The sequence below is a fragment of the Photobacterium iliopiscarium genome (assembly GCF_003026395.1).
In the GTDB taxonomy this organism is placed as follows: Bacteria; Pseudomonadota; Gammaproteobacteria; order Enterobacterales; family Vibrionaceae; genus Photobacterium; species Photobacterium iliopiscarium.
This window is the reverse complement of record NZ_PYOO01000008.1, coordinates 127,083-152,089: the sequence shown is the minus strand read 5'-3', so window position 1 is coordinate 152,089 and position 25,007 is coordinate 127,083. Positions and strand designations below refer to the sequence as shown.

Here is a 25,007-nt window from a genome sequence, read left to right as displayed (position 1 = left end):
TAAGTAAACGTCCTAAGATATGTTGCAATTTATTGCTCTAGGATATTTATTAACTAAATGGTCAACAGGTTATTTATGGACAGAAACCGATACAAATGTGACGTTTCATAACCTAACATCACACTATTTAGATAAAAATGGTGCTAATTTATCATTTAGTCGAATTTGCACTAAACTTAATCACATTAAGGACGGAATTTTTCGGAGGGATAAAATGACGCTACCAATACTTTACACATTACGTCAATGCCCCTATGCCATTAGAGCGCGGTTAGGTCTACGCCTAGCCGAACAAGAGATAGACATACGTGACATTTCACTCACAGACAAACCCGCGGAGATGCTTAGCATTACCCCTAAAGGTACCGTTCCGCTATTAGTATTAAGTAATGGTGATTATATTGATGAAAGTTTATCTATTATGGTGTGGGCGTTAAATCAGCATGATCCGCACAATTTATTATTAGCCGATAGTACGCATTTGTTCACAGATATGATCAATCTTATTGCACGTAATGATTGTAAATACATTGCAGCATTAGAACATTACAAAGCCGATATTCGATATCATAATTCAGATAGTATGATCTACCGTAATTTATGTCAGTCGTTTCTTGATGATCTTGAACTAAGATTAAATAAACACCGCTTTTTTATGTGTGATCATCCCAGTTTAGCCGACTACGCTATTTTACCCTTTATTCGTCAATTTTCTCATGTTGAACGGCAGTGGTTTCGCCACGCGCCCTACCCTAAATTAAAAGCTTGGCTAGAGCAGCATTACCAAGATCCTATCTTTTCACAAGTCATGAAAAAGAAAACATTATGGCAATCAGAAGCTTCAACGCCATCATCTTATTACGAAACAGTATAACCTTACTAACATGCAACCATTAATATAAATCCCCCAGACAGCATTGCGATCTCTGGGGGATGAAAATTACTTATTACGACTTGAAAGGTACTCATCCTGAAGCATGTACATCCGTTTTACATCAGTATATTGGCCATCAATAAAGATCTCTTTAACTAAATGACCTTCTTCAATAAAACCACATTCTTCATATAAATAAATGGCTTTTTCATTTGCTGTTGCTACATGCAAATAGACTTTATGTAGATTCAAAATAGTAAAGGCGTAATTCAACGCACGATTAATTAGTGCGCGCGCATAACCATTACCTTGAAAATCAGGCGCAATAATAATCTGAAATTCTGCACTGCGGTGAATACTGTTAATTTCAACTAATTCAACCAGACCAATTGACTCTTTATCATTATTTTCAGCAATAAAACGTCGCTCAGTGCTGTCGTGAATATGCTTACGGTACAGCTCTTCTAGCTCATAAAATGACTCATACGGCTCTTCAAACCAATATGACATAATGGCGCGGTTATTGTTTAGTTGATGAATAAAACGTAAATCAGTTTGTTCTAAAGCACGAAGACGAATTTCATTATTCATTATGGTTATCCATTCCCTAAAATTTACTATTCTAAAATAATATACAGCTGAACTTATTAATAACTAGAAAATATCACTAAACCGTAAAAATAAAAGACGAAAAATGTAAAAGTTTACGTCAAAATATGGAAAACAAAGCTACTTACTCATTCTACGTTCTAATAAGTCAATGAATCGTCTCACCTTTGCTGATAAATGCTTACGGCTAGGATAAACCACATACACATTCACTAATGTCTTATCAAACTCAGGAAACAATATCGTTAACTCATCACGTTGTAACTGTGATTCGATATAAAACGTTGGTACATGGCAGATCCCCATGCCATCAACAGCCATCGCGACCGTCATCGGCGTATTGTTACATCGTAACTTTTGTTGAACATCAACATTAAAAACTTTATTTTCTGCATCTGTATATTGCCAACGATCGGCATGTTTTAAATTACTGTAGCAAAGACAATGATGGTGTTGTAATTCAGAAGGATGCTTTGGAAAACCATGTTGTCGTAAATATTCAGGCGATGCCACGGTATGAATATTACAACTAAATAACCGCTTACAAATTAAACTTGATTCCGCTAACGTCGCTGAAGCACGAATAACAAGATCATATCCATCAGCAACAACATCGACCGTCTTATCACTTAAATCAATATCTAACTGCATGTCTGGGTATAGCGTTAAATATTCACTAAATACCTGTTGTAAATATTGAGAACCCAACCACACCGGACAACTTATTTTAAGTAAACCTTTCGGATTCAAGCTATTTTGCGACATCAATCCAAGCGCTTGTTCTGCATCCATAACCAACTGCAAACACTCTTGGTAATACACGTCTCCTTCTGGGGTTAGCGCAACTGATCGTGTTGTACGATTCAACAACCGTACACCAAGTCGAGATTCAAGCTTATTAATCTCTTTGCTTATATAAGAATTCGAATGTCCTAAAACCTCAGCGGCGGCACCAAAACCACCGCTTTTGATAACTTGAACAAAAACGACGATACCATCAAATAGTTTATTATTAGTCATATGGAAATAGTTAAAACACTTTTAAGGCATTAATTATATTTAGTTATTAATATACACTTAATTCACGCAATCAAGGCATTTATTACTTTTTCTTAATTACCCATAAAAACGTAGCGTACGTTATAAAGGATCCCAAATGAAATTACTTACTTTTGCAGCAAGCAATAGCCGTCAATCAATTAATAAACACATTGCTACGTACGCTGCATCATTAGCAACAGGGGCTGATATTGATGTTTTAGATATTAACGATTTTGAAATGCCGCTTTATAGTATTGATCGTGAAACAGAAACAGGTATTCCCGCGCTAGCACAAGACTTCTTAAATCGTATTGCTCAAGCCGATGCTGTCATTATCTCTTTTGCAGAACATAATGGCTCATACACCGCCGCATATAAAAACCTGTTTGATTGGGCGTCACGCATCGAACCTAAAGTTTACCAAAACAAACCAATGCTATTACTTGCCACATCACCAGGCCCTGGTGGTGCGAGTAGTGTTTTAGCAACGGCGGTTAATTCAGCGCCTTACTTCAATGGCAATGTAAAGGCATCACTCTCTATTCCAAGTTTTTATGATAATTTTGATCTTGGTATTGGAAAAATAACCAATAGTGACATCAACACCGCATTAATAAATATCGTTAATAACTTAACCAATAATAAATAACACTTCATCTTATTTTGATCTTAGTTCCAGAGTTATTAATTATCTTATACTACATGCGTATTAATTGCAGGGAAGTGCTATAGCGATCACTATTATTAATAAATCCATCAGTATACTTCAAACCATTCAATGAACAGTTTGTTGCTAAATTACTGAGATTATTTATGAAATTAATTAAACGTCTTGCTGCGATTGCCATTACTTCAGCATTATTAGGTGGGTGTAATAGTCAAAATTCTAATGACATTACACCCATTGCCAACGATGTCACTATCGCAACATTTAATCTTTCGTTTGATCGTAACAGTTTTGAACAACTGGTTGATGAAATGCAAACATCACCAACAGAGCAACAAACATTAGTAGATGGTTTTAACGCCAAGACACTGAATAGTGCTCAAACAGAAAAAGCACTTAAAATCATTCAAATTCGTAATGTCGCTGCCATCATTCAAACAAAACGTCCTAATATTATTTTATTAGCTGAATTCAATAATGATGGAACAGGTGAAAATACAGCAGCACTTACTGGCTTCCAAGATAATTATTTATCCATTGGACAAAGTCCTAACAGCATTACTGGTGGCGATACATTAGAACCCATTAAGTACCCCTTCTTTGAAAGTTATGCCACTAACACTGGCTTAATGAGTGGATTAGACCTCAATAATGATGGCAAAGTAAATTCAGGTCCTAATGATGCTTGGGGCTTTGGAATATATCATGGCCAATATGGCTTCTCATTGATGTCTCAATATAAAATTGATACTGCAAAAACGCGTACATTCCAAACATTTAAGTGGAAAGATCTTCCGTCAGCTGAAAATCCTGTTATCACAAATTGTAATGATGCCAAAAACCCAATTCCAGAAGGTATGGCATGTGGTGATAAATGGTACACCGCTAATGAATGGGAACAACTGCGCTTATCATCAAAAAATCACGTAGATGCTCCTATCATTATTCCAACCGCTAATGGTGATCAAACTATTCATATTCTGATGTCACACCCGACACCGCCCGTGTTTGATACTGTGTCTCAAAATAATAAAATGAAGAACCGTGATGAAATTCAATTTTGGAATAATTACATCACCAATGGTGACTTCATTTATGATGATAAAGGCACAACGGGTGGCCTTGCGGAAGATGAGCAATTTGTGATTGTTGGCGATTTAAATGCAGACCCATATGCTGGTGACGGCTATCGTCAAACCATTGAAAGCTTATTAATGCATCATCGTGTTAACCAACAGGCAAGTGATGGCGCATTAACGCCAACAAGTTTAGGGGCTGAAACTTGCTATGCTGATAAAGAATGTCGCCAAGATAACCCCTATCCAAATCGTTTAACCAGTAACTTTGGTTTACAAGTCGATCATGCTATTCCTTCTCATAACCTACGTATCATTGACTCTGGCGTATATTGGCCTGCTAATGGTGAGCTAGGTCGCTTACTGGTAAACGACGAGCGAATTGGTAAAAAAGGCAAAGGAAAAGACGTTTCTTCTGATCACCGTATGGTATGGATAAAAGCAACGTTATAAATCTATCATTCTCTATGCAATAAAGTCACTCAGGCGCTTAATCTTTAGGGTTTAGCGTCTTTTTATTTAAAATAAACTTGGCTGAAAATTTTGTGTTGAAACCAACAGATCAATAGAACTAATCCCTTCACAATGAACAATCCATGCCATGTTGCTACGTGGAAACTCTTTTGCAATCGACTTCTTAAGTTGTTTCAGTAAGCTTGCTCTATTAAGGGTCAATGTTTGAGAATCAAAACCAAATTGCTTAAACACAAAATATTCTGCATCTTGTTTTAACACCACAATACCGCGATCTTTTTTAAATGTTCTCGCTTCTATTGCCTCACCAACCATCATAACGGACAGTGTGCGCTCAAAGGTATGAAATAATTGTGAAATAGGGACTTTAGCCATAATTAACATCATTTAAACTAACAATATGGATACATAATAGAATATTACTCTCCTCATTCTCTATTCAATTCTAATTAATACTGCTGTAAATAAATTTGATATAACGGTTATCCATTCCGTTTATGAAAAATTATCACGCCGTATTACAGTTGTTATCATTAATCAGCAACGATATAATTTACAGCTTATTTTCTCACGAGACTCATCAACTATGTCACGCATTAGCCGATTTTTTTATGACCATTGGACGCTCATTAGTATCTTGATCCTTGCCTTAATTACTGTCTTATCTTTAACCCCTCAAGCTGAATTACCTGTCGTATCAGGATCAGATAAAACCCACCACTTTATTGCTTATGCCACATTGATGTTTGCCGTTGCTTTTGTTAAACCGAAACAATGGCAATGGATCGCTGTCTTTTTCTTTTGTTGGAGTGGTGCGATTGAATTAATTCAACCTTATGTTAATCGCTATGGTGAATGGCTTGATCTTGCAGCCAATACCGGTGGGTTAATCAGTGGTTTTATTATCGCGAGAATCGCAGCGTATATTTGTCAAAAAACGAGTTAGTTGTTTATGTTTAGATGATTTTTTTATTCCCTGACTAACGGCTGACAAAATAATATGAGTTTACGTTTATTTTACTTAACACTAAATATAGCGCCCATTGATACTTCTTTAAACTAATCTAAACAATAAACGGTCGCATTATATAGGCTGATAATTCAGCATTTATTACGTAAAGATCATATTTAGAGCTAAATATAAGATTACTATTTTCAATGTTATTATTGATTATAATTTACAAAGCGAATGAAAAAACATTTTTAATCAAATAGTTACATAGTTTGCCTTGTTTTTATCCAATTAACTATAAACGAGACGAATAACTCATTAACTTGAATTACATAAAAAATACGAGCACTATCCAAAAATTATATCTAACCGGAATTTGATCTTTCTATGTGTATCGTCATAACAAAAATGACATAACGACAAGGACGCCCAGATAGCATAGTAATGACTAATTTGTTAACTTAATGTTCTTACAATCAACAACAAAACAAATAAAGCATTACACTAAAGTAATGTGGGGGAAAAAGATGAATCCTGAAGATAAACAGTTTGCTGTTATTGGTCTCGGTCGCTTTGGTATGTCTCTGTGTGCAGAGCTAAGTGAACGTGGAGCACAAGTATTAGCTATTGATATAAATGAAACCTGTGTCCGTCAAGCCGCAGATATTGCCACTCAAGCTGTCGTTGCTGACTGTTCAAATGAAGCAACAATAGCAGAGCTTAAACTTGACGATTATGATCTCGTCATGGTTGCGATTGGTGATGATATCAATGCCAACATATTAACAACCCTATTATTAAAAGATGCCGGTGTAAAAACTGTCTGGGTCAAAGCCAAAGATACCCCACATTGCAAAATCCTTTCGAAAATTGGCGCAGATAAAATCATAAGACCAGAGCTTGATATGGGTATTCGGATTGCACGAAACATGCTAGACAAACGTGTATTTGAATTTTCAGAACTAGGCAGTGGTATCTCATTAGCTGAAGTTGTTGTAACCGCTCGTAATATGGGTAAACCTATCGCTAAACATCCGTGTGCAAATAGCGATCAAACACAAGTATTAGCACTTAAACGTGGTCCTGAAGTACGTAAGGCTCCTGATATGGATATGGAAATGCAAGTTGGTGATATCCTTATTATTACAGGTCCTGAAGATGTACTATCAGAAACGTTAAGAAAGTTATGAGTTTTATCCCTAATCGGACAATGTATGTCCCAATAAAAACAAATAAGCGCGATAAACGGTGGTCTGAGCCAAAAATTATCATCTTTAGCTTTTTAGCTATATTGATCCCTGGCGCTATTTTATTAACGTTACCCGTTTTTTCTGTTTCTGGGTTAAGTTTTGTCGATGCACTTTTTACGGCTACATCTGCAATCAGTGTAACAGGACTTGGTGTTGTTGATACAGGTACTCACTTTTCCACGAGTGGTAAAGTGTTATTAATGATCTTAATGCAGATCGGTGGCCTTGGGCAGATGACCTTATCTGCTGTTTTGTTATATATGTTTGGCCTACGGGTTAGTCTACGCCAACAATCGCTAACAAAAGAGCAACTCGGGCAAGAAAAATTTATCAATATTCGCTTACTCGTCAAACACATCATTATCTTTGTGATTACCTGTGAGTTAATTGGTACCTTTTTTCTATCGTTACGTTGGGTGCCAATGATGGGATGGGATAAAGGGCTTTTTACGGCCGTTTTCCACTCAATCTCTGCCTTTAATAATGCTGGTTTTTCATTATTTTCTGATAATTTAACTCAGTATGTTGATGATCCTTTAGTGATTATTACTGTCGCTATGCTGTTTATCTTCGGTGGTTTAGGTTTTACGGTTATTTCAGATTTACACCGTAATTTACATCGTGGATTTCATTTTTTATCATTGCATTCAAAAATAATGATTATCGCAACACCGATATTATTATTATCAGGCACAGTAATGATTTGGTTGCTTGAGCACGATAACATGCAAACGCTTGGCAGCTTAAATACATCAGGTCAATGGCTTGCTGCATTCTTCCAATCAGCAACAGTGCGTACTGCGGGCTTTAATAGTGTCAATATTGGTGCTTTCACTGAACCCGGTTTACTAGTACTGATGCTATTAATGCTCATTGGTGCAGGCCCAACATCAACAGGTGGTGGTATTAAAGTGTCTACCTTTGTTGTCGCTATTTTAGCTACGTGGTCATTTTTAAAACAACGTGATCGAGTTGTACTTTTTAAGCGTACAATCTCAAATCAAACGGTAACAAAATCATTAGCCATTATTGTAGTGAGTGGCATTGTTTTATTAATCGCAATGTTTGCATTAATGCTAACAGAGAAAGCACCATTCTATGAGGTGATGTTTGAAACCATTTCCGCCTTTGCAACTGTTGGTGTTACTGCGGGTTTAACGGCAACGTTATCTGAGCCAGGTAAGTATATTATCATCGTAGTAATGATTATTGGTCGTCTTGGTCCACTAACACTGGCTTATATGTTAGCGCGTCCAAAACCAACATTACTGCGTTATCCTGAAGATAACGTGTTGACAGGTTGATCCATACCGCATAAGGGTTATTACCCGATAAAATCGGCCCTCAATAAAAAGGCGTGTTTCCTAATCAAAGAAACACGCCTTTTTATTTACTTATTATTCATTATCGAGAAATGTCTGCGACTAAATGATCATCAAATCCCGCGGCAACTAAGTACTCATAAGCTTGCCATACCTCCATTGGAACAACTTGCTCAGTTGAAAAACCTAATGCTGGATAGTAACGAATGCGCTGCAAATCCCCAACCATCACATTGACCATATCACCGTAGCTAATCACATCATTCGCAAACTCATCAAAGGTTAATGGCGGAGATGTTACTTGTGCCGTTTTACTTGGCCATAATTTTTCAAATGTGGCAAGAGTTCGACGTTCCATAAATGGCTTTTGAACCAAGATAAACCGTTGAGGATCAAGATTTTTTTCTATGAGCAATTCACGGGTTTTGATTATGTTATCGCCAGTATTCGTTGCGAGAGGTTCAATATAAATACAGGCATTCGGTACTCCCATTGCATGAGCAATATTGGCAAAATGCTCTGCTTCAGAACATGGAAACAATCCTTGTGTAATTTCACCAACATTACCAGAAAACACAATATAAGGTGCATAGCCCTTCAAAAAGAGTTGAGCAGCATATTCTGCGACTCGAATATCATTACTACACAATACTAATAAACAATCACTTTTTACGCAGGACTGATGCAATAAATGATAATCCCAAACAATTTTAGCTGAACGATAAATCCCTAAAGACATAAATAATCCTTTGTATCAATATATTACTTTAAAAATATATACGATTAAAATAACTGACCTATAAAATATAACGTTAAATACTGTCTTTCAATAACAAAAAATTAAAACAATAATTTGTAAATTGCTAATATGATAAATATTAATCTCATAATAAATCGTATTTTAATATACCTTAAACAACATACACCAATATATTACATATCAACAATGATAGTTTTTCAGAACACCATAAAAAAACAAAAAGCCATTTTAAAAATAAAAAAAGTGGAGCAAGTTTTCACTTACTCCACTCATTCGATGATCGCTATTTATATCGAGCTCTAGCTAGCAATTAACGCTGCCACCATTCAGGTAAAATCGCAATGCTCGTACCATGTTGGTCGCTTAACCACGCTTGTTCACTCTCAATCGTCAGCTGTAACTGCATTGAACGTTCAACCAATGTTTCTAAGCATTTCAGTTCTTCATCGCGAATAAAGACTACAGAGACATTCTTTAAAGCACTAATTTTAGTTTTATTTGCTTGCCACCATACAGGTGCAGCATGATCGCCATAAGCATATACAATCACTTTTTTAGCGCGATGCGATGCCTTACGAATACGTTTTTCATCGGGCAGACCCAACTCAACCCATAATTCAATTTCATCAACCAGATTTTTAGTCCATAAGTCTGGTTCTTCCGCAGAACTTACACCTTTAGTAAATTGTAAGTCTGTATCTGCATTTAATCCCCAAGCAAGCACTCGCAGCATAAAGCGTTGTAATGTCTCTGATGGATGACAAGCAACAGTATGCTGACCATCAAGATAAACATGGCGATCCATGTCTGCTACGTTCATGTTTACTTTATATATAGTGGCACTAATCGCCATCGGTAACCCTTTAAATTATTACTAAATAACCGTGTAGGCATATAGCCAACTTACCTACACAAAAATATTGATGTCACCTTAATCAGAAAATAATGTATATAACGATATATTTTGTTGAATAAGATCTTCTTTTTGTGCTTTTGTTAATCGTTTTTTAATTCGATATTCAAACTGCATCGCATCACGCTTACACTGCACTTGTTGTGACCACATTAGTGTTAAAGGACCTTTACCTTTCAGGTATTTAGCCCCTTTCTTACTGTATTGATGTTCTTCAAAACGACGAGCAACATCAATAGTAACGCCACAATAAAGCATTCCTTTATGAGTGCGAATAAGATAAACAAACCAAGGCGTGATTGACATAATAACAAGCCGTAAAATAAACAGGCCCAACATATAATGTTGAGCCTATATAAATAATGAAAGCAACTGCAATACTGGCAGAACAATCTACCAGTATTCATAAATAATAGAAACTATTCCGTTAATGATTCTAACATTAATTGTAATTCAATAACTTGTTGCTTTAATTGTTCAACATCTTGTTCTAATGCAATAATTCGTTCTTCATTAATAGCACTATTGGCTGTCATCGCTTTAGCGGGCGTATAATTATCAATATCAATCTCGCCACTAAGTAGATGCATATAACGACAATCACGTTTTCCTGATTCTTTAGGTAACTTAACAACATAAGGTCCCTTATCAGCCGATGCCAATAGCTCTAATACCGCTTCAGCTTCTTGTGTGTCAGAAAAATCACATAACCGGTTAGTTCGAGTGCGAATTTCACCAGCACTTTGTGGGCCTCGTAATAGCAATACGATAATAGCCGCTAGCTCTTGTTTGGTAAATTGCAATGAACCAAACTCGGTGTTACAGAAACGATGCTGAAACTTAGAGACACGACTACCAAAACTGGATACGTCACTCACCATCCGTTTTTCTTTAAGTTCTTCAAGTGTATCAAGCACTGTGGCTTCATCAAGCGCCATCACGGGTTCACGACTTGATTTTTGATTACATGCTGTCATCAACACATTAAGCGTTAATGGGTATTGATCTGGAGTAGTAATTTCTTTCTCAAGTAAGCAACCAATCACTCGAGCCTGTTGTTCTGTTAATTGCATATCCATGATCATCCTATTCATCTCACTTAATGGCTTTTTCATCAACGTAAGATCTCGACACTTATCACTCGAAAAGCCATTACTACAATACAGTGTCAAAATACTCTTAGCAGACTAGCACATTTATCTTTACCAGCAAGTAGTTAGGTTATCAAATATTTAATTTTTAACGACAGACAAGTAAAAATTAGTTTTCATTATGGCTCACTAAAGAATGTGGATATTCTGCGGTCACAAACTGATCTCGTCCATTTTCTTTTGCTTGATATAATAAGGTATCAACCGCTTGATATAAATTTTCAACTAATTCTAACCCAGTAGGTATCCATGAAATGGCTCCCTGACTTACAGTTAGTTGATCACTAATTAATGAATTATCATGTGGTATCGCCAACTTTTCAATCGCATCTTTTAAACGCTGACACTCTTTAGTTGCTTGTTTTTCATCGCAATTGCAGATTAATACAATAAATTCTTCACCACCATAACGACCACACACTTCCCCGGCTCTATTAAATGTTTTTTTCAATGTGGATGACAATAGTTTAAGGCAATGATCACCTTCTATATGTCCTTGATAATCATTAAATAGTTTAAAAAAATCAACATCAAGTAAAATAATAGTCAGTGGTAAATTGTTTCGTCCATGTAACGCAATAAATTCGGTCAACTTTTGATCAAGATAACGACGATTCGCAAGCTTAGTTAAAGGGTCGTTATTAGCTTGCTCTAACAGTAATTTATTTACTTTTTGTAACTGTACCGTGGTATGTTCTAACCGTTGTCTCATAACAGCAATACGGCTCATTGCTTGCATTTTAGCCGCTAAAATAATTGGATTTACAGGTTTAACCAAATAGTCATCCCCACCAACATCAATAGCTGTAGCGATAATATGAGGATCATCAAGTCCACTTAGAAAAATAACCGGTACCCACTCTGGATACTGATGTCGAATGGTATAGACCAGTTCAATACCATTTTGTTCTGGCATTTCAATATCAATTAATAACAAATCAGGTTGAAATGTTGAGTAACACTGCAATAACTCCGCACCTGATGATACTGACTTAACATGATGACCAAGGTTTGTTAAACATGCCGCTAAATATAATCGCTCACTGGCGACATCATCGGCAATTAAAATCCGCATCATTCCCATATTAAATCCCTTTGAATAACAGCATACAATATAAAACATAGTGCATTATTTATGCCATATGTTCTTTTTCTAAAAAAAAACTTAACATTGTGATTACACCATGACTATTCACTAAAATAAATTTTATTATTACTTTTATAATCATATATTGACATTTATCAGTAGGAATATAGGATTCCTCCTCTCAAAACACAATGCGTTAGGAAAAACTATGTCTGAAATTAATAACAACGAAGAGCAAATCATCGAAGAAACAGTATATACATTAGATGACTGTTCTCCAGAACTTCGCCAAGTAGTCACAGTTGAAGAAGTACCAGCAGAGTTGATTGATATGCTTGTTAACGTTTATAAGGTCTCAGAACCTACATCACGTGAAGCATGGAACGCATTACCAGCAAGCGCACAAAATGTTTTGGACAATTTTGAGCAATTTCACGCCTTAGTTGCATTAAGTCAAAGCTACTCTGGTGTTGATTTCCTTGGTGAGATGCAAGATACCAAATTCCCAGAAGACATGGGCGCAGAAGAACAAGCTGAATACAAAGCATCAATGCTTGATAAAGTTTTAGTTAACTGTGTAAAAGATATGTGTAAACAATTGAAAAAAGCACGTCGTAACCCGCCAATGAAACGCGAGTTTACTGAAATTTTTCAAAAATAAGCACTATTACTGCCAGTATTAATATAAAAAGAAAGAGTGTTCTGCTCTTTCTTTATTTTTTATAATTAACATTAATTATATTTATATATCCACAATTACATGCTTCCATTGTAAAAACCATGTCAGATACAATCAATTATTGATGAAAAACAATATCTAACAACATAAATAAGACTAAATTTAGTATATTACTGTTCATTGTTAATTTATAATTATATTATAGTTTGATACTTTTTTATTTATCAGGCAAATGACTAATAAATATAGGCACATTGTACTTTATCTCTATTGTTAATATCATTAACACAGCAATAAACATTAAATATGACTTTTAACACCTATAAGTTATATTATAACGTTTTTATGATAGAATTAAGAAATTAGTAAAAATATTTGAGGTTTATAGATGGCAAATACTGAGCAAATAAGATTTAAGACAAAAGTGTGCTTTATTGCAAGTCAAGGAGTACTTAAAACGTCTGAATCTACGCTCAAATTAAATTTGTCAGAACAATATATATTAAGTCACCTCATTGAGAACCACAGCACACCTGTAACTAAAGATGATCTACTTAAAGTTGGTTGGCCTGATCGTATTGTTACTGAAGCGTCATTATTTCAAGTCATTCGAGCATTACGTGTCAAACTCAATGAAAAAAACAAAGGTGATGTTATTGAAACATTACCTCGTGTGGGTTACCAAATTCGTGACTTTACGCGCGAAGACATCGATCTAAACGAAAAAAAAACAAATAACATTATTAGTAAAATCAATAAAAAAACCATTATTTCTCTCGGTGTTATTGCTACTGCCTTATTTAGTAGCTGTACATGGTATATGACACCATCACAAACAAAACCTACACGATTTTTAATTGAGCATGAAAATATTGGCTCAAATAATATTACTTTTATTACTAAAAATTTAGAGCAACAAGCTGATTTAAGAAGCAAGGCTAAAGCTATTTTTTCACCACAAATAAATAGCAATCAAAAAGTATATTTTTACAAATCTGATGATTTTTACTCTATTGCTTGGTGCCAAATAACATTAGACACAAATCAATGTAAACCGATGACTGATTTCAGCTATAAAATTGCACCTGATGCATGGAAACAATTCACGCATCGCATCATCAATAATAAAAAACTATTCCATGAAAATATAAATACTGAATCAGAGTTAATGCGTGAACCCTTATCTATTATCTACCGCTCATACATTGGTGATAATGGCATAATCTCGAAAATATCTAACTTGTATATCTCGCCAACAGATAAAAATAATGTCTTTGATTATTCAAAAATCAACTTCATTGCAGATAAAAAAACAGGACGCTATCAAGCTTTATCACTTTCAGCTGAATCATTAACAATGATAAAAAAAGATTCTCAATTTATTGCCACATTGAAAATAATGCCTAAAGTCTTTCATTGGACCTATCAAAATAATGCTAATTTAACGAGCAACAAAGCCGTTATTTTTTCAGATGATGATAATGAAACTGAAGTGTATAAAAATAACACACCTCATTATGATTATATTGTTGCGGCCCAAAAACGATTACAGTTAATCTTAAGTGAAAACTCTGGACTTTATTGGTTACATAGTACTAAAAATAGTCCTTTAACCTTGCTACCAGTAGAACATTATAAATAAGCGATGGTTAATTAATGAATCGATAATCCGTTCAACGCCCCTATTCAAGCGATTAAATCCAGTCAGATCCTATTGATAATAATCTTTTATTAACGTTAATCATCTCCTTTGATAAAAATGATTTGATATATGCCGTCATACGCCCATACTTAAGTCATTACATTTCTCTTCAATATCCATACCCTTCCTTTCGGTACACATCACGAATTCAATAACATATTATAAGCATAAAAAACAAGTGTGATAACATGTCACTTGTTCAATATATAAGCAATAAAAGACACACTATTGATAACTTCATTATTTTCATATTGATCTACTGCGTTTTAGTAGCACAACGCTTAAAGTGCTACTGGAAAGCTAATCAACAAAAGGAATATATAAATGCCACTCGATCTCATTACTAACTTACTCTCTAGCCCACAATTATACTTACTCATATTTATTGTTGTTACGCTTAAATTAAGTATTATTTTTGTACCTCAAAATGAAGCATGGCTTGTTGAACGTTTCGGAAAATACCGCTCCACCAAAGAAGCTGGTTTGAATTTTATTATTCCTTTTATTGACAGTATTGGCGCCAAACGAAGCCTAAAAGAAACCGCAGTCGATGTTCCTTCACAATCTGCGATCACAAAAGACAATATTAGCCTTGTTGTCGATGGCGTGCTGTATTTTCGAGTTCTAGAGCCTTATAAAGCAACCTATGGTGTTGATGATTATAAATTTGCCGTCACTCAACTTGCGCAAACCACGATGCGTTCTGAATTAGGTAAAATGGAATTAGATAAAACCTTTGAAGAGCGTGATTTACTAAATGCTAATATTGTTGCAGCTATAAATACCGCATCAGACCCTTGGGGTGTACAGGTACTTCGTTACGAAATTAAAGATATTGTGCCACCAAGCTCGGTTATGGAAGCCATGGAAGCACAAATGAAGGCAGAACGAGAGAAAAGAGCGCAAATCCTTGAATCTGAGGGTGATCGTCAATCAGCTATTAACGTCGCGGAAGGTAAAAAACAAGCTCAAGTATTAGCAGCAGAAGCAGATAAACAAGAACAGATCCTTAGAGCAGAAGGTGAAGCTGCTGCTATTTTAGCGGTTGCCGATGCACAAGCACGCGCATTACGCACAATAGGTGAAGCTGCGGATACTGAACAAGGCCAGAAAGCGATTCAACTAGAATTAGCCACCAAAGCCATTGAAGCTAAAAAAGCCATTGCTAAAGAATCATCAGTGGTTCTATTACCTGACGATTCGACCAGTGCGAGTGCAATGGTTGCACAAGGATTATCAATTATAAATTCAATTAATAAAGCTCAAAAGAATCACTCTTAGAGCTAAGGTATTGTATGTTTAACAATATTCCACAAACATTAGTGATATTAGGGTTACTGACTCTTATCATTGAAGTGTTAATACTAGGTTGTAGTACCTTTGTACTACTGTTTTTCGGCATTGCTATGTTGCTCACCAGTGGCTTAATTTACATGGGTATGATAGAGGCTAATTGGATAAGCACGATTTTAACCTTAGCCATTATAACCTTAGCATTAGCCATTGTACTTTGGAAACCATTGAAAAAATTACAAAACAAGCCTAGTAAAACCGATATCAAAAGTGATTTTGCCGTTATAACATTTAAACTAGAAAAAGATTTATCGCCATCAGAACGCTATACCTTTAATTATTCTGGTATTCAATGGCAGATTAAATCAGAAACACAAATAGAAAAAGGTGTCATGGTTGAGGTTATAAAAAAAGAAGTGGGTGTTTTATGGGTAAAACCAGTCGATAAGTCGTGAATTAACTTTTCGATTACATTTTCTCGTTATAAATAAGCCGCTAATATTATTGAGCGGCTTATTTTTTATCCAACATTATTATATCTATTAATCAACAAGATCTGTTTTTTCTAATAATTTACAAAACTGATGTTTTATTATTGTTTGACTAATATAAATCACATTGATTATGTCATTAAAATAGGTATAAGCTAACCGAAATACGGCATCTTTAGCGGCAACAATTTTATATTCATATATTTTCAAACCACCACACCGAAATTGTCTTGCTGTCTTTATTTTATCAGATCGATTAATAATCAAATAAGACAACCGCTCTCTTACATCCTGATAAATAACAGCTTGATATTGCATGTGCAAATGGAAAAATTTACGTAAATGCCTGTTTTCACTATAAGTAATATTCATAATAAATACATCTTTTTATTTTTATCATAGTATATGCCTGCATTAGAAAATATTACAGTTAGAGTAAATTAAATACTCAGTCAAAAAAAGTGAACATTATTCACAATATCGACAATCACACGGTGCATAAATCAATATCCTATACCACAATTAAACGGTACCTGCGATAAAAGGAATACGCTAATGAGTACAAGATTGAATGACACGATAAGTATTGAACTTCAGATTCAGGCTGCTGTTAGAGAAATAGTCACATTTACTGAATTAACAGCTCAATCAGCATCAGTGGATGATCGTCTGCATGAAGCTATTTTTCAAGGAAAGATTTTTTTTACGCTGTATTTAATGGTGCAATCACTCCACAGTGAGGCTAAAAACACCACCGCTCAAATATTATCACAACAACAGATTACCATCCCTGACGTTAATTTCGAAGCTGTGATCCAGCAGTGCTTTAATATGTTTTATGCATCAAATCATGATATTGCAATAAATAAAGTAAACACCTATGATCAAATCATGACAGTAACATCAAGTGATATATTGCGCTGGCAGCAATCCCCTACTTCTGAAAATCTTGAAAATATGATAGCAGCACTCGCAACTAAACACGTCAAATACCTTTCTTCATTATTCTCACAGGCCGAAGATATAGATAATGAACTATTATCTGTTTTTAGTCACGCGATGACAAATAACACTCTAGATTTAGGTATTAAATTGTCATCTAAAGCTGGAACATTATTATTGGAACAAGTGATCCACTCAAGAACAGGAATGGTATGCCTTATCTTTTTAAATATGACTAAAAATAGTGAGGAAAAACACGCCATCAGTCAATATTTAACAAATATCGATACTTTTTATAATACATTAACCTCTAATGGTTTACAGCAAGGCTTACTTTTTTTAGATAAATTATCGAAATGACTCTCTACTTTTAACTATTTACTATAAGCAGGTTATAAAAGTATTCATGAGTATATTATAACAAATAATATAAGTTACAGATAAAAAATAGGCACTATATATAAATAGCCACGCTTTGATCAATGCATTCTAGATGTATTATTCACAAAGATGATAGCAATTGATATTTTTATAATTTAAATTCCATTTCTATTACTTTTCGTTTAACTTAATATAAAATTGATAATTCATTACTATGATTAATAATCTATTATTTCTAGGATCGTCACGAGTGAAAAAACTTTCTTTGTATATAATGCCAGTACAGTTGTTTTTAGCTGCATTTTGGTTTAAAAATGGCTTTCTTGATAAAGTAGTGGGCATATCTTTAGGGATTTTACACCCTAAGACCGCATATTATGGCTTAACATGGGGAGGCTGGCATGATCATATTGTTAGCAATTGGGATAATAGCCGAATAGGGCATTTATTTTTCACACCCTTATTTGAATTTTTATTTCCAATTATTATTATTTTACAATGTTTACCAGTTTTATTTATATTGATGTCAATTATAAATAAAGAGTTTCTTGTTGGCCGTGCGCGTCCATGGTTAATGCGATCAGCAATCACATCATTTCTTGTTACAACAATAATGTTATTCAGTCAAACATTATCAAATGCCCGTGATGCTGAGTATTTATTAAACTTATTTAGTATCAGTATGATTTTAATTGTCTACCTCACAGTCGTTGATAAAATGATTGAAAAACAGCATAACAACTAACCATATTTTAATCAGCATGATTTATATCATGCTGATTAATTTCTTGATTGCATAAAAAAGCATGGTGCATAACAATAGCCACATTCTATGATTCTTAATGTGAGCACCTAATTATGACTATTGACCCAACAGCATTACTGGCAATGACAATGATCTTTTTAGGATCTTTTGTACAAACGGCTATTGGTTTTGGACTTGCTATCGTTTCAGCCCCGATTCTTATTATTATTGCACCCCAGTATGTCCCCGCCCCTATTTGTCTAGTTGCCCTCTTTATCTCATTACTTAATAGCTTAAAACATCGCAATAGTATTGAATTAGGCGGATTAAAAATGGCCATCTTAGGACGTATTCCAGGATCTATTGCAGGCGCAACACTACTCGTTTTTGTTTCAACACAAAGCTTATCATTATGGGTAGGTTTATTGGTATTACTTGCTGTCTTTATTAGTATAATGCCGTTTAGAATTGAGCCAACACCAAGAAGAATGGTTATTGCCGGATTTTTCTCAGGATTATTTGGCACTAGTTCAGCCATTGGTGGCCCACCGATGGCTATACTGTTACAGCACCAAGAAGCGAATCAATTACGGGGGAATTTGTCGGCTTTTTTTGTATTTAGTTCGATTATCTCTTTAATAACCTTAATTCCCGTTGGCTTTTTAAATATCGACAAATTATGGCTAACATTGCCTTTACTACCCGCAGCATGGGCGGGATATTGGTTAGCATTAAAAACGACCCAATCGTTGCCCAAACAAACGATTCGTTACGGTGCATTAACGCTATGCTTAATTTGTGGTTTTATTGCAATATACAAAAGTCTAGTATAGTTAATTTATTTACCCGCTTTTTCATTGGACATTGAAGGAATAAATAATGTCATTAACTACTCAATTATTATTGTTTGCTGATGTTGTTCATCAAGGTTCATTTTCAAAAGCAGCGGCTTTACATAATATGGATAATTCATCATTATCAAAAAAAATCAAAAAATTAGAACTAGAATTAGGCGTTCAGCTTTTAAACAGATCTACACGATCATTTTCATTGACATCTGCTGGTGAGAATATTCTCGAACAAACAATTAAACTTAACGATATCTTAGATGATATCCAACTTATTGCAAAGTCATACCAATCACAGCCCAAAGGTATTTTACGTATTACATCGCCAATTTACTTTGGACAAAACTACTTACAACCTGTCATTTCGTGTTTCATCAACAAATACCCTGACATTCAAATCATCCATTCACTTGATGATAGAAAAGCAGACATTATTTCAGAACAATTTGATATTGCATTTCGACTTGGAAAACTCACTGAATCTAATTTAATTGCCAAGAAAATAGCAGACACCCATTTTATTTTAATTGCTTCTTCTGCTTTTGTTCATCGTTATGGTCTTCCTCAATCACCACAACAACTAACTCAATTACCAGCTATTGTTTACAATAATATTGATGTGACGCTTGATCAATTACAGATCAAAGATAACATAGCAGATACCGATTTTATTACTTATAAAATGCAAGCTAAATATAAAGTCAGTGATGTGAAAACGATGATAAATGCAGCCAAAGATGGCTTAGGATATGCATTAATAGATTTGTCTAACTTAGAAGATTCACTTGAAAACTTAGACTTAGTACAGCTATTGCCAGAAATGACGATATCACGTTCAAACACAGCAATTTATGCCGTATATCCTCATAGAAAACAAACGATGTTGGTGAAAGAATTTATTCATGCCGTTCAAGAACACATTGGCACCCCACCAAGATGGGAAGCTTATTTACCTCAATAAGTAAGCTTATAAAAATGATAACGTTTGAATTTAGAGTCTATTCAAACGTTATCATCATGTTATGTTAGCAATATTAAATAACGGTAATAACATCAGCTTCAGCTAAACGCGCTTTTGGTAAACCAAAGTTATAATCTTGTCCTTCTAAAGGGTATCCCATAGCAAGAGCAACATCACAAACATAACCACCAAGTTCATCTTTAAAAGTTGAACCAATCAATTCTGAATCAACCCCTTCCATTGTTGTTGACGCAATACCCAAGCGAGCAAGAACATGCAATACGTTTCCTAATGCGATATAGCTTTGCGCTTTTGTCCAATGACCATTAAATCCATTTTCATCGGTATTTAATTCAGCAAAACCATAAGCGCCATCTAACATATCATTATATTTTTCTGCGGGTAAATGTCCTGATGACACCTCAACATCAACCACATGGCGGTAGTCATCTTTAGTATAAGAAGGGTTATATGCAAACAAAACAATATGTGATGCTTCTGTTGCATGGTGTTGATTGAATTGGAATTTATTTTCAAATGTTTGATAAAAGCGCTGTTTTGCCTCATCACTTTCAAGAACAATAAACTTCCATGGTTGAGAATTAATAGATGAAGCAGACAAACGAATGGCTTCTTTAATGACATCCATATTTTCAGCGCTAATTTTTTTAGTTTTATCATATTGCTTTGCAGTATAGCGGCTATTAAGATCGGTAATAATTTGATGTTGCATAATAATATCTCTATTAACTCATTGATGGCGCAATAATAAAGATAAACAGGACTTTAATAAATAGTCTATACAACCAAATATTATGGATATTTTTTACCATAATACAAACACAGTGATGGTACATTTAAGTTATACTTTTTTATGACGCTATTGCGATATATAAAAGTAAGAGAAAAAATCGGTCATCACACTAGAAAAACATACCAACAAGCGATAAATTAGAGCAATACGTGTTTCTTCTTAACTATCGTGCAGACAATGATTCAATCAAATGTTTTACTTCGTTACCCATCACTGCGAACTTTCTTTAATTTAAGAACCAATATTGCAGCGCTTAGCTTTGTAAGCTGCTCTATTCCATTATTTTTAATGGGCCATGTCACCATGGGGATTGCTTTCTCACTTGGTAGTATTAGCTGTGGCTTTGCTGATACTTCTAGCGTGACAAAATACCGCATTTTTGATTTTATGATCGCCTTGCCCCTCTTTTTCTTTATCAGTTTAGGCATCGAAGTTGTCTTTCCACATTCGTTATTATTTGTAACTTCATTGGCAATAGTCAGCTTTGCACTGTTTATGCTCGCAGTATTAACACCTCGGTTAGGGGCTATTGGGTTCTCTGCGATTCTATTGGCTATTTACGCGATGTTATTACACTTAGAAGGACGTCCAGTATGGCTAGTACCCCTTTGGCTAACAGGAGGTGCGATGTGGTATATTTTCTGGCAGGCATTAGCAATCTATTTTCTTCCAAATCAAGAATCAAAAGATATTTTATCGGACCTTTATCAAAAGTTAGCGAAAAAGCTGATGCTTCACGATCAAGCATTCATATTTGCTACAGATAAAAACCAGTTATTCATTAAATCAGCCCAGTTTCGCTCACAAATAGCGACTTTATCTCATACTCTTGAATACCGTATTCATCAGCAATTTTGTTGTGGTGAAGACAGCGCCAAGCTACAAGATATTTACCGGTTTTTAAAAATAGCAGAACGTATTAATGAACAAACACGTTTAATGTATTTCACTTCAACACCATTGTTAAAACAACATAGTCAACAATGGTTAGACAGTATTCACCATGCAGATCAACAAATTAGTCAGTATTTAGCGCAAGTTACTGTCAATAATGTACACCATTTACACCTGCCAGAAATTGACTTTAAAACATTACGCCAATATCAGGTAGCAGCAGAAGCACAAAGTGAAGCCATTACAGCACATTCATTTATTAATAAATTAGATATTATTTATCTTTTATTGCAAGAACTTAAAAACGAATCAACATCAGTAACGATAACAAATCAAATCATCTCTAAACCCATTGTTTTAACGTGGAAATGGAATGATATTGTTTCAAAACTCATCAGCCAAATGACACTGAAATCAAGTTACTTCCGTCACGCGCTGCGTGGAACATTGAGCCTTACTACTGGCCTTATTGTTGTTCGTTCGTTGAATCTTGATTTTGGCTTTTGGACATTAATGACCAGCTTATTAATATTACGTCCAAATTTATCCATGACATGGACGCGATTGTTACAGCGTCTTACCGGAACCATTTGTGGATTAATCATGGTCGGCGGTTTACTGCACTTTCAAGTATCAATGGATATTTTACCCTTTGTCTTCTGTATTGCCGCTGTCCTATTTTTTCATACTTCTGCGCGTCATTATGGGTTTGCGGTCTTCTTCGTTACCTTGTTTGTATTTGCGGGTTTCTCGCTTAATGGGCAGGGAGATAACATCATGCTGCCACGGTTAGATAACACCGTATTAGGGGTATTTATTCCTCTCATCTTTGTGTTTATTCTCACTCCTGGCTGGCAAAAGAAATCATTTCCGACTCAACTATCAGCCACTATCAAGGGTTATACTGATTACTTGATTAGCTTTCATCTTTACTTATCAAATAAAGATCCACAGCACAGCGAGAAATTACAACATCATTTCCAAGATTGTGTTGTCTACGATACCAACTTATTTGATCACTGGATGGGATATTTAGGCGAACCACAACGTAATTCACAAACCAGTGAACACATTCTTCTTTGTAGCCGTAGCTCAAATATTATTTTACGAATATTAACGCAAATCAATGAAAACAAAGAACAAATAACAATCAACAATCAAATAGAATCTGAAATAAAAAGTGCAACACATTCATTAATACAACTTCAACAACTATTACAACAAACATTAAATCATACTGAGTTATTCAAACATATTTCTAAACAAGAACAACTCATTTATCAATCATTTACTTACATTGAAGATGAAATATATCGGCTTGATAACAATCAGTTAATCGCATTACTAGCAAAAGAAATTGCCTTATTTCTTAATGCCATCGACCATCAAGCACAATAATAATTGTGGCGTCATTATTCATAATAACAGTATGTTATTTCGCTATTAAACCAGCCATAGTGCTGGTTTAATAGCGTTATTTAACGATAAGCTGTTAGAATTGCGCCCTTAATAGCATCAGAAGTTAAGGACAGAATAATGCTAAAAAAAACGCAACTGTGCGGTATTGTTATTGCTTTAATCGCTTCCAGTTCAGTATGGGCTGCGGATCAAACCATCACGCTTAAAGATGGACGCCAAGTTATTCTGCATGATAACTTTACTTGGCAATATAAAGCACAAACTAATAACTCAGTCACCAGCCCTACTCTCAAAACAACAACCGCAACAGCAACGGCAATTCCCGTTATCGCAACATCAGCGGTAGCGATTCCCATTATTAGCGCCCCCAAAGGTGTTGACGTTGAATTAGGAACCACAAAAGCCATTCAACAACTCAGTGACAGTGGTATGGATGTACTGTTAACGGCAGCACATTACGAAAATGGCACACTGATTATTCCAACCATGATGACAAACCAAAGTTCAAAATCAGTGGTTAATGTCACCATGAAAGTACGTTTAAGTAATAGTGACGGCCAAACAATAGCCACAGACGAGTTCACAGTATGGCGCTCAATTAACCGTATGCCAGATACCTATTTCCGTCCGAAGACACAACATCAAGGCAAACCGATCACCTTTGATGTACCTAAAGCTGAACGTTACTTTATTGATGCTGAAATCACTGATGTTGATATGAGATAACCATAAAATTACAATAAAAAGCTCAAATCATGGTTTAAATTTGAGCTTTTTAGTCACTAATTATGATATATCTGACAATCTATTCACTGCTAATGCTAATTTCAGTAATAATGCCAAAGTGATCTGACACCACATCATAAAAATCACCATTAAAGATCGTTTGATGCTGCTTTAATGAAACTTGTTGATTACTAAAGATATAATCTAACCGTAATAATTGGCTATTTTGCTGCCAGCCATCAATATTTTTAACAACGGTTATACCTGTATCTTTCGTTTTTGCCATGGTATAACAATCAAATAAGTGACGTTGTAACGCATAATCATAACCTTGATCGCGAAGATGACTAGGGTTATTAAAATCACCTAATAAGAAGCTCAATCGCGGTGATAACGTCGCTGTAATTCGATTTAAATGATCAGCAAACGAACCTTGTTCATCATTCCACCAGCCACAATGACAATTATAAAAATCCAACTCTTGTTGTTTGTAAGCCACTTTAATACGTACAGCGCGACGATGTTTCCAATTACTGACATCATAATGATCACTTAAATCGATCACTTGATGCTCAATAATAGGTAAGCGGGTTAAAAAAGCCAATCCTTCTTGATAAACGTCATAACTTTGATGAACAAAATCCCATGTTAGCTGATAATCATGCCCCAATTCGGCTAATTTTTGCTGTAATAAATAGCCATAATTATCGCTGTGTACGGGATGATTACTGCATATCTGTTCATTTACAACAGCGCTAAGATGGTGTTGGTTAACCTCTTGTAATGCAATAACATCACAATCTTGATCAATAATAGCTTGAGCGACAATGGCTAATTTTTGTAATTGATGTTGTTCTTGCCAACTGTGAGTATTTAATGTCAATAACTTCATAAATCATTCACTTACTAATGATGTATTGAGATAAAAAAGCGTAG

At 35.0% G+C, this 25,007-nt stretch carries 27 protein-coding genes; 16 read left to right on the top strand and 11 right to left on the bottom strand.

Translation table 11 applies throughout. The annotated features are described in order from the left end of the window. Positions 1-214 precede the first annotated feature (214 nt). On the top strand, positions 215-874 hold the full coding sequence (locus C9J51_RS13090; protein WP_045038085.1) for a glutathione S-transferase: 660 nt from the start codon (positions 215-217) through the stop codon (positions 872-874). A gap of 66 nt (positions 875-940) precedes the next feature. On the opposite strand, the gene speG is transcribed toward C9J51_RS13090, so the two are convergent. Together speG and C9J51_RS13080 are read right to left on the bottom strand one after the other, a co-directional pair. Further along, positions 941-1,465: a spermidine N1-acetyltransferase gene (speG, locus tag C9J51_RS13085; RefSeq protein ID WP_045038084.1), complete on the bottom strand. Its 525-nt coding sequence runs from the start codon at positions 1,463-1,465 to the stop codon at positions 941-943. Between the two features lie 138 nt (positions 1,466-1,603). Then, positions 1,604-2,503, bottom strand: a complete 900-nt coding sequence (locus tag C9J51_RS13080; RefSeq protein WP_107237456.1) for a LysR family transcriptional regulator — start codon at positions 2,501-2,503, stop codon at positions 1,604-1,606. A gap of 136 nt (positions 2,504-2,639) precedes the next feature. On the opposite strand from C9J51_RS13080, the gene C9J51_RS13075 reads away from it, so the two are divergent. Together C9J51_RS13075 and C9J51_RS13070 are read left to right on the top strand one after the other, a co-directional pair. Continuing rightward, the gene (locus tag C9J51_RS13075) at positions 2,640-3,173 is read left to right on the top strand and encodes an NADPH-dependent FMN reductase (RefSeq protein WP_045039875.1); all 534 of its coding nucleotides are present in this window, start codon (positions 2,640-2,642) and stop codon (positions 3,171-3,173) included. A gap of 164 nt (positions 3,174-3,337) precedes the next feature. Beyond that, entirely contained in the window at positions 3,338-4,720 is a 1,383-nt protein-coding gene (locus C9J51_RS13070; RefSeq protein WP_107237455.1) for an endonuclease/exonuclease/phosphatase family protein, read from the top strand. A 66-nt stretch (positions 4,721-4,786) separates the two neighbouring features. On the opposite strand, the gene C9J51_RS13065 is transcribed toward C9J51_RS13070, so the two are convergent. After that, positions 4,787-5,116, bottom strand: coding sequence for a hypothetical protein (locus C9J51_RS13065; protein WP_045038081.1), 330 nt, complete (start codon positions 5,114-5,116; stop codon positions 4,787-4,789). 211 nt (positions 5,117-5,327) lie between these two features. On the opposite strand from C9J51_RS13065, the gene C9J51_RS13060 reads away from it, so the two are divergent. From C9J51_RS13060 to C9J51_RS13050, 3 genes are all read left to right on the top strand, one after another. Next, a complete protein-coding gene (locus C9J51_RS13060) occupies positions 5,328-5,687 on the top strand; it encodes a VanZ family protein (RefSeq protein WP_107237454.1) in 360 nt (119 codons plus the stop codon). A gap of 533 nt (positions 5,688-6,220) precedes the next feature. Then, entirely contained in the window at positions 6,221-6,883 is a 663-nt protein-coding gene (locus C9J51_RS13055) for a potassium channel family protein (RefSeq protein WP_045039874.1), read from the top strand. Beyond that, positions 6,880-8,247, top strand: a complete 1,368-nt coding sequence (locus C9J51_RS13050) for a TrkH family potassium uptake protein (RefSeq protein WP_045039873.1) — start codon at positions 6,880-6,882, stop codon at positions 8,245-8,247. The genes C9J51_RS13055 and C9J51_RS13050 overlap by 4 nt, the downstream gene beginning before the upstream one ends. Positions 8,248-8,347: 100 nt before the next feature. Here C9J51_RS13050 and C9J51_RS13045 read toward each other — a convergent pair whose 3' ends face one another. The 5 genes from C9J51_RS13045 to C9J51_RS13025 all read right to left on the bottom strand — a co-directional run bounded on the left by C9J51_RS13045 (position 8,348) and on the right by C9J51_RS13025 (position 12,173). Then, positions 8,348-9,004 (bottom strand): YdcF family protein, encoded by a 657-nt coding sequence (locus C9J51_RS13045; RefSeq protein WP_045039872.1) that lies wholly within the window; start codon positions 9,002-9,004, stop codon positions 8,348-8,350. Between the two features lie 331 nt (positions 9,005-9,335). Beyond that, entirely contained in the window at positions 9,336-9,878 is a 543-nt protein-coding gene (locus C9J51_RS13040; protein WP_045038076.1) for a YaeQ family protein, read from the bottom strand. 78 nt (positions 9,879-9,956) lie between these two features. After that, a complete protein-coding gene (locus C9J51_RS13035) occupies positions 9,957-10,244 on the bottom strand; it encodes a GIY-YIG nuclease family protein (RefSeq protein ID WP_045038101.1) in 288 nt (95 codons plus the stop codon). A gap of 113 nt (positions 10,245-10,357) precedes the next feature. After that, the gene (locus C9J51_RS13030) at positions 10,358-11,017 is read right to left on the bottom strand and encodes a YceH family protein (RefSeq protein WP_045039871.1); all 660 of its coding nucleotides are present in this window, start codon (positions 11,015-11,017) and stop codon (positions 10,358-10,360) included. Positions 11,018-11,198: 181 nt separating this feature from the next. After that, on the bottom strand, positions 11,199-12,173 hold the full coding sequence (locus tag C9J51_RS13025; RefSeq protein ID WP_045038074.1) for a GGDEF domain-containing response regulator: 975 nt from the start codon (positions 12,171-12,173) through the stop codon (positions 11,199-11,201). A gap of 211 nt (positions 12,174-12,384) precedes the next feature. On the opposite strand from C9J51_RS13025, the gene C9J51_RS13020 reads away from it, so the two are divergent. The 4 genes from C9J51_RS13020 (at position 12,385) to C9J51_RS13005 (ending at position 16,305) form a co-directional block, all read left to right on the top strand. Continuing rightward, complete coding sequence (locus tag C9J51_RS13020) at positions 12,385-12,837, top strand: DUF3069 domain-containing protein (protein WP_045038073.1); 453 nt, start codon at positions 12,385-12,387, stop codon at positions 12,835-12,837. A gap of 406 nt (positions 12,838-13,243) precedes the next feature. Beyond that, a complete protein-coding gene (locus tag C9J51_RS13015) occupies positions 13,244-14,497 on the top strand; it encodes a winged helix-turn-helix domain-containing protein (RefSeq protein ID WP_107237449.1) in 1,254 nt (417 codons plus the stop codon). 384 nt (positions 14,498-14,881) lie between these two features. After that, positions 14,882-15,838, top strand: coding sequence for an SPFH domain-containing protein (locus tag C9J51_RS13010; RefSeq protein WP_045039870.1), 957 nt, complete (start codon positions 14,882-14,884; stop codon positions 15,836-15,838). 14 nt (positions 15,839-15,852) lie between these two features. Further along, positions 15,853-16,305 (top strand): NfeD family protein, encoded by a 453-nt coding sequence (locus C9J51_RS13005; RefSeq protein ID WP_045038070.1) that lies wholly within the window; start codon positions 15,853-15,855, stop codon positions 16,303-16,305. A gap of 87 nt (positions 16,306-16,392) precedes the next feature. Here C9J51_RS13005 and C9J51_RS13000 read toward each other — a convergent pair whose 3' ends face one another. Next, positions 16,393-16,713 carry a hypothetical protein gene (locus C9J51_RS13000; protein WP_045038069.1) on the bottom strand — a complete coding sequence of 107 codons (321 nt, stop codon included), beginning with the start codon at positions 16,711-16,713 and terminating at the stop codon, positions 16,393-16,395. A 183-nt stretch (positions 16,714-16,896) separates the two neighbouring features. Between C9J51_RS13000 and C9J51_RS12995 the strand changes: the two genes are divergently transcribed. The 4 genes from C9J51_RS12995 (at position 16,897) to C9J51_RS12980 (ending at position 20,218) form a co-directional block, all read left to right on the top strand. Continuing rightward, on the top strand, positions 16,897-17,643 hold the full coding sequence (locus tag C9J51_RS12995) for a hypothetical protein (RefSeq protein WP_107250180.1): 747 nt from the start codon (positions 16,897-16,899) through the stop codon (positions 17,641-17,643). A gap of 271 nt (positions 17,644-17,914) precedes the next feature. Beyond that, positions 17,915-18,409 carry a hypothetical protein gene (locus C9J51_RS12990; RefSeq protein WP_244907447.1) on the top strand — a complete coding sequence of 165 codons (495 nt, stop codon included), beginning with the start codon at positions 17,915-17,917 and terminating at the stop codon, positions 18,407-18,409. Between the two features lie 113 nt (positions 18,410-18,522). Continuing rightward, positions 18,523-19,242: a sulfite exporter TauE/SafE family protein gene (locus C9J51_RS12985; RefSeq protein WP_045038066.1), complete on the top strand. Its 720-nt coding sequence runs from the start codon at positions 18,523-18,525 to the stop codon at positions 19,240-19,242. A gap of 46 nt (positions 19,243-19,288) precedes the next feature. Next, positions 19,289-20,218: a LysR family transcriptional regulator gene (locus tag C9J51_RS12980; RefSeq protein ID WP_107237445.1), complete on the top strand. Its 930-nt coding sequence runs from the start codon at positions 19,289-19,291 to the stop codon at positions 20,216-20,218. Positions 20,219-20,291: 73 nt separating this feature from the next. Here the strand turns inward: C9J51_RS12980 and C9J51_RS12975 are convergent, their stop codons facing one another. Further along, positions 20,292-20,951 carry a nitroreductase family protein gene (locus tag C9J51_RS12975; RefSeq protein WP_107237444.1) on the bottom strand — a complete coding sequence of 220 codons (660 nt, stop codon included), beginning with the start codon at positions 20,949-20,951 and terminating at the stop codon, positions 20,292-20,294. Positions 20,952-21,209: 258 nt separating this feature from the next. On the opposite strand from C9J51_RS12975, the gene C9J51_RS12970 reads away from it, so the two are divergent. Both C9J51_RS12970 and C9J51_RS12965 read left to right on the top strand, forming a co-directional pair. Next, positions 21,210-23,324: an FUSC family membrane protein gene (locus tag C9J51_RS12970; RefSeq protein WP_244907446.1), complete on the top strand. Its 2,115-nt coding sequence runs from the start codon at positions 21,210-21,212 to the stop codon at positions 23,322-23,324. 138 nt (positions 23,325-23,462) lie between these two features. Beyond that, on the top strand, positions 23,463-24,071 hold the full coding sequence (locus tag C9J51_RS12965) for a DUF3157 family protein (RefSeq protein ID WP_107275207.1): 609 nt from the start codon (positions 23,463-23,465) through the stop codon (positions 24,069-24,071). 79 nt (positions 24,072-24,150) lie between these two features. Here the strand turns inward: C9J51_RS12965 and C9J51_RS12960 are convergent, their stop codons facing one another. Next, the gene (locus C9J51_RS12960; protein WP_045039865.1) at positions 24,151-24,963 is read right to left on the bottom strand and encodes an endonuclease/exonuclease/phosphatase family protein; all 813 of its coding nucleotides are present in this window, start codon (positions 24,961-24,963) and stop codon (positions 24,151-24,153) included. Between the last annotated feature and the right edge of the window lie 44 nt (positions 24,964-25,007).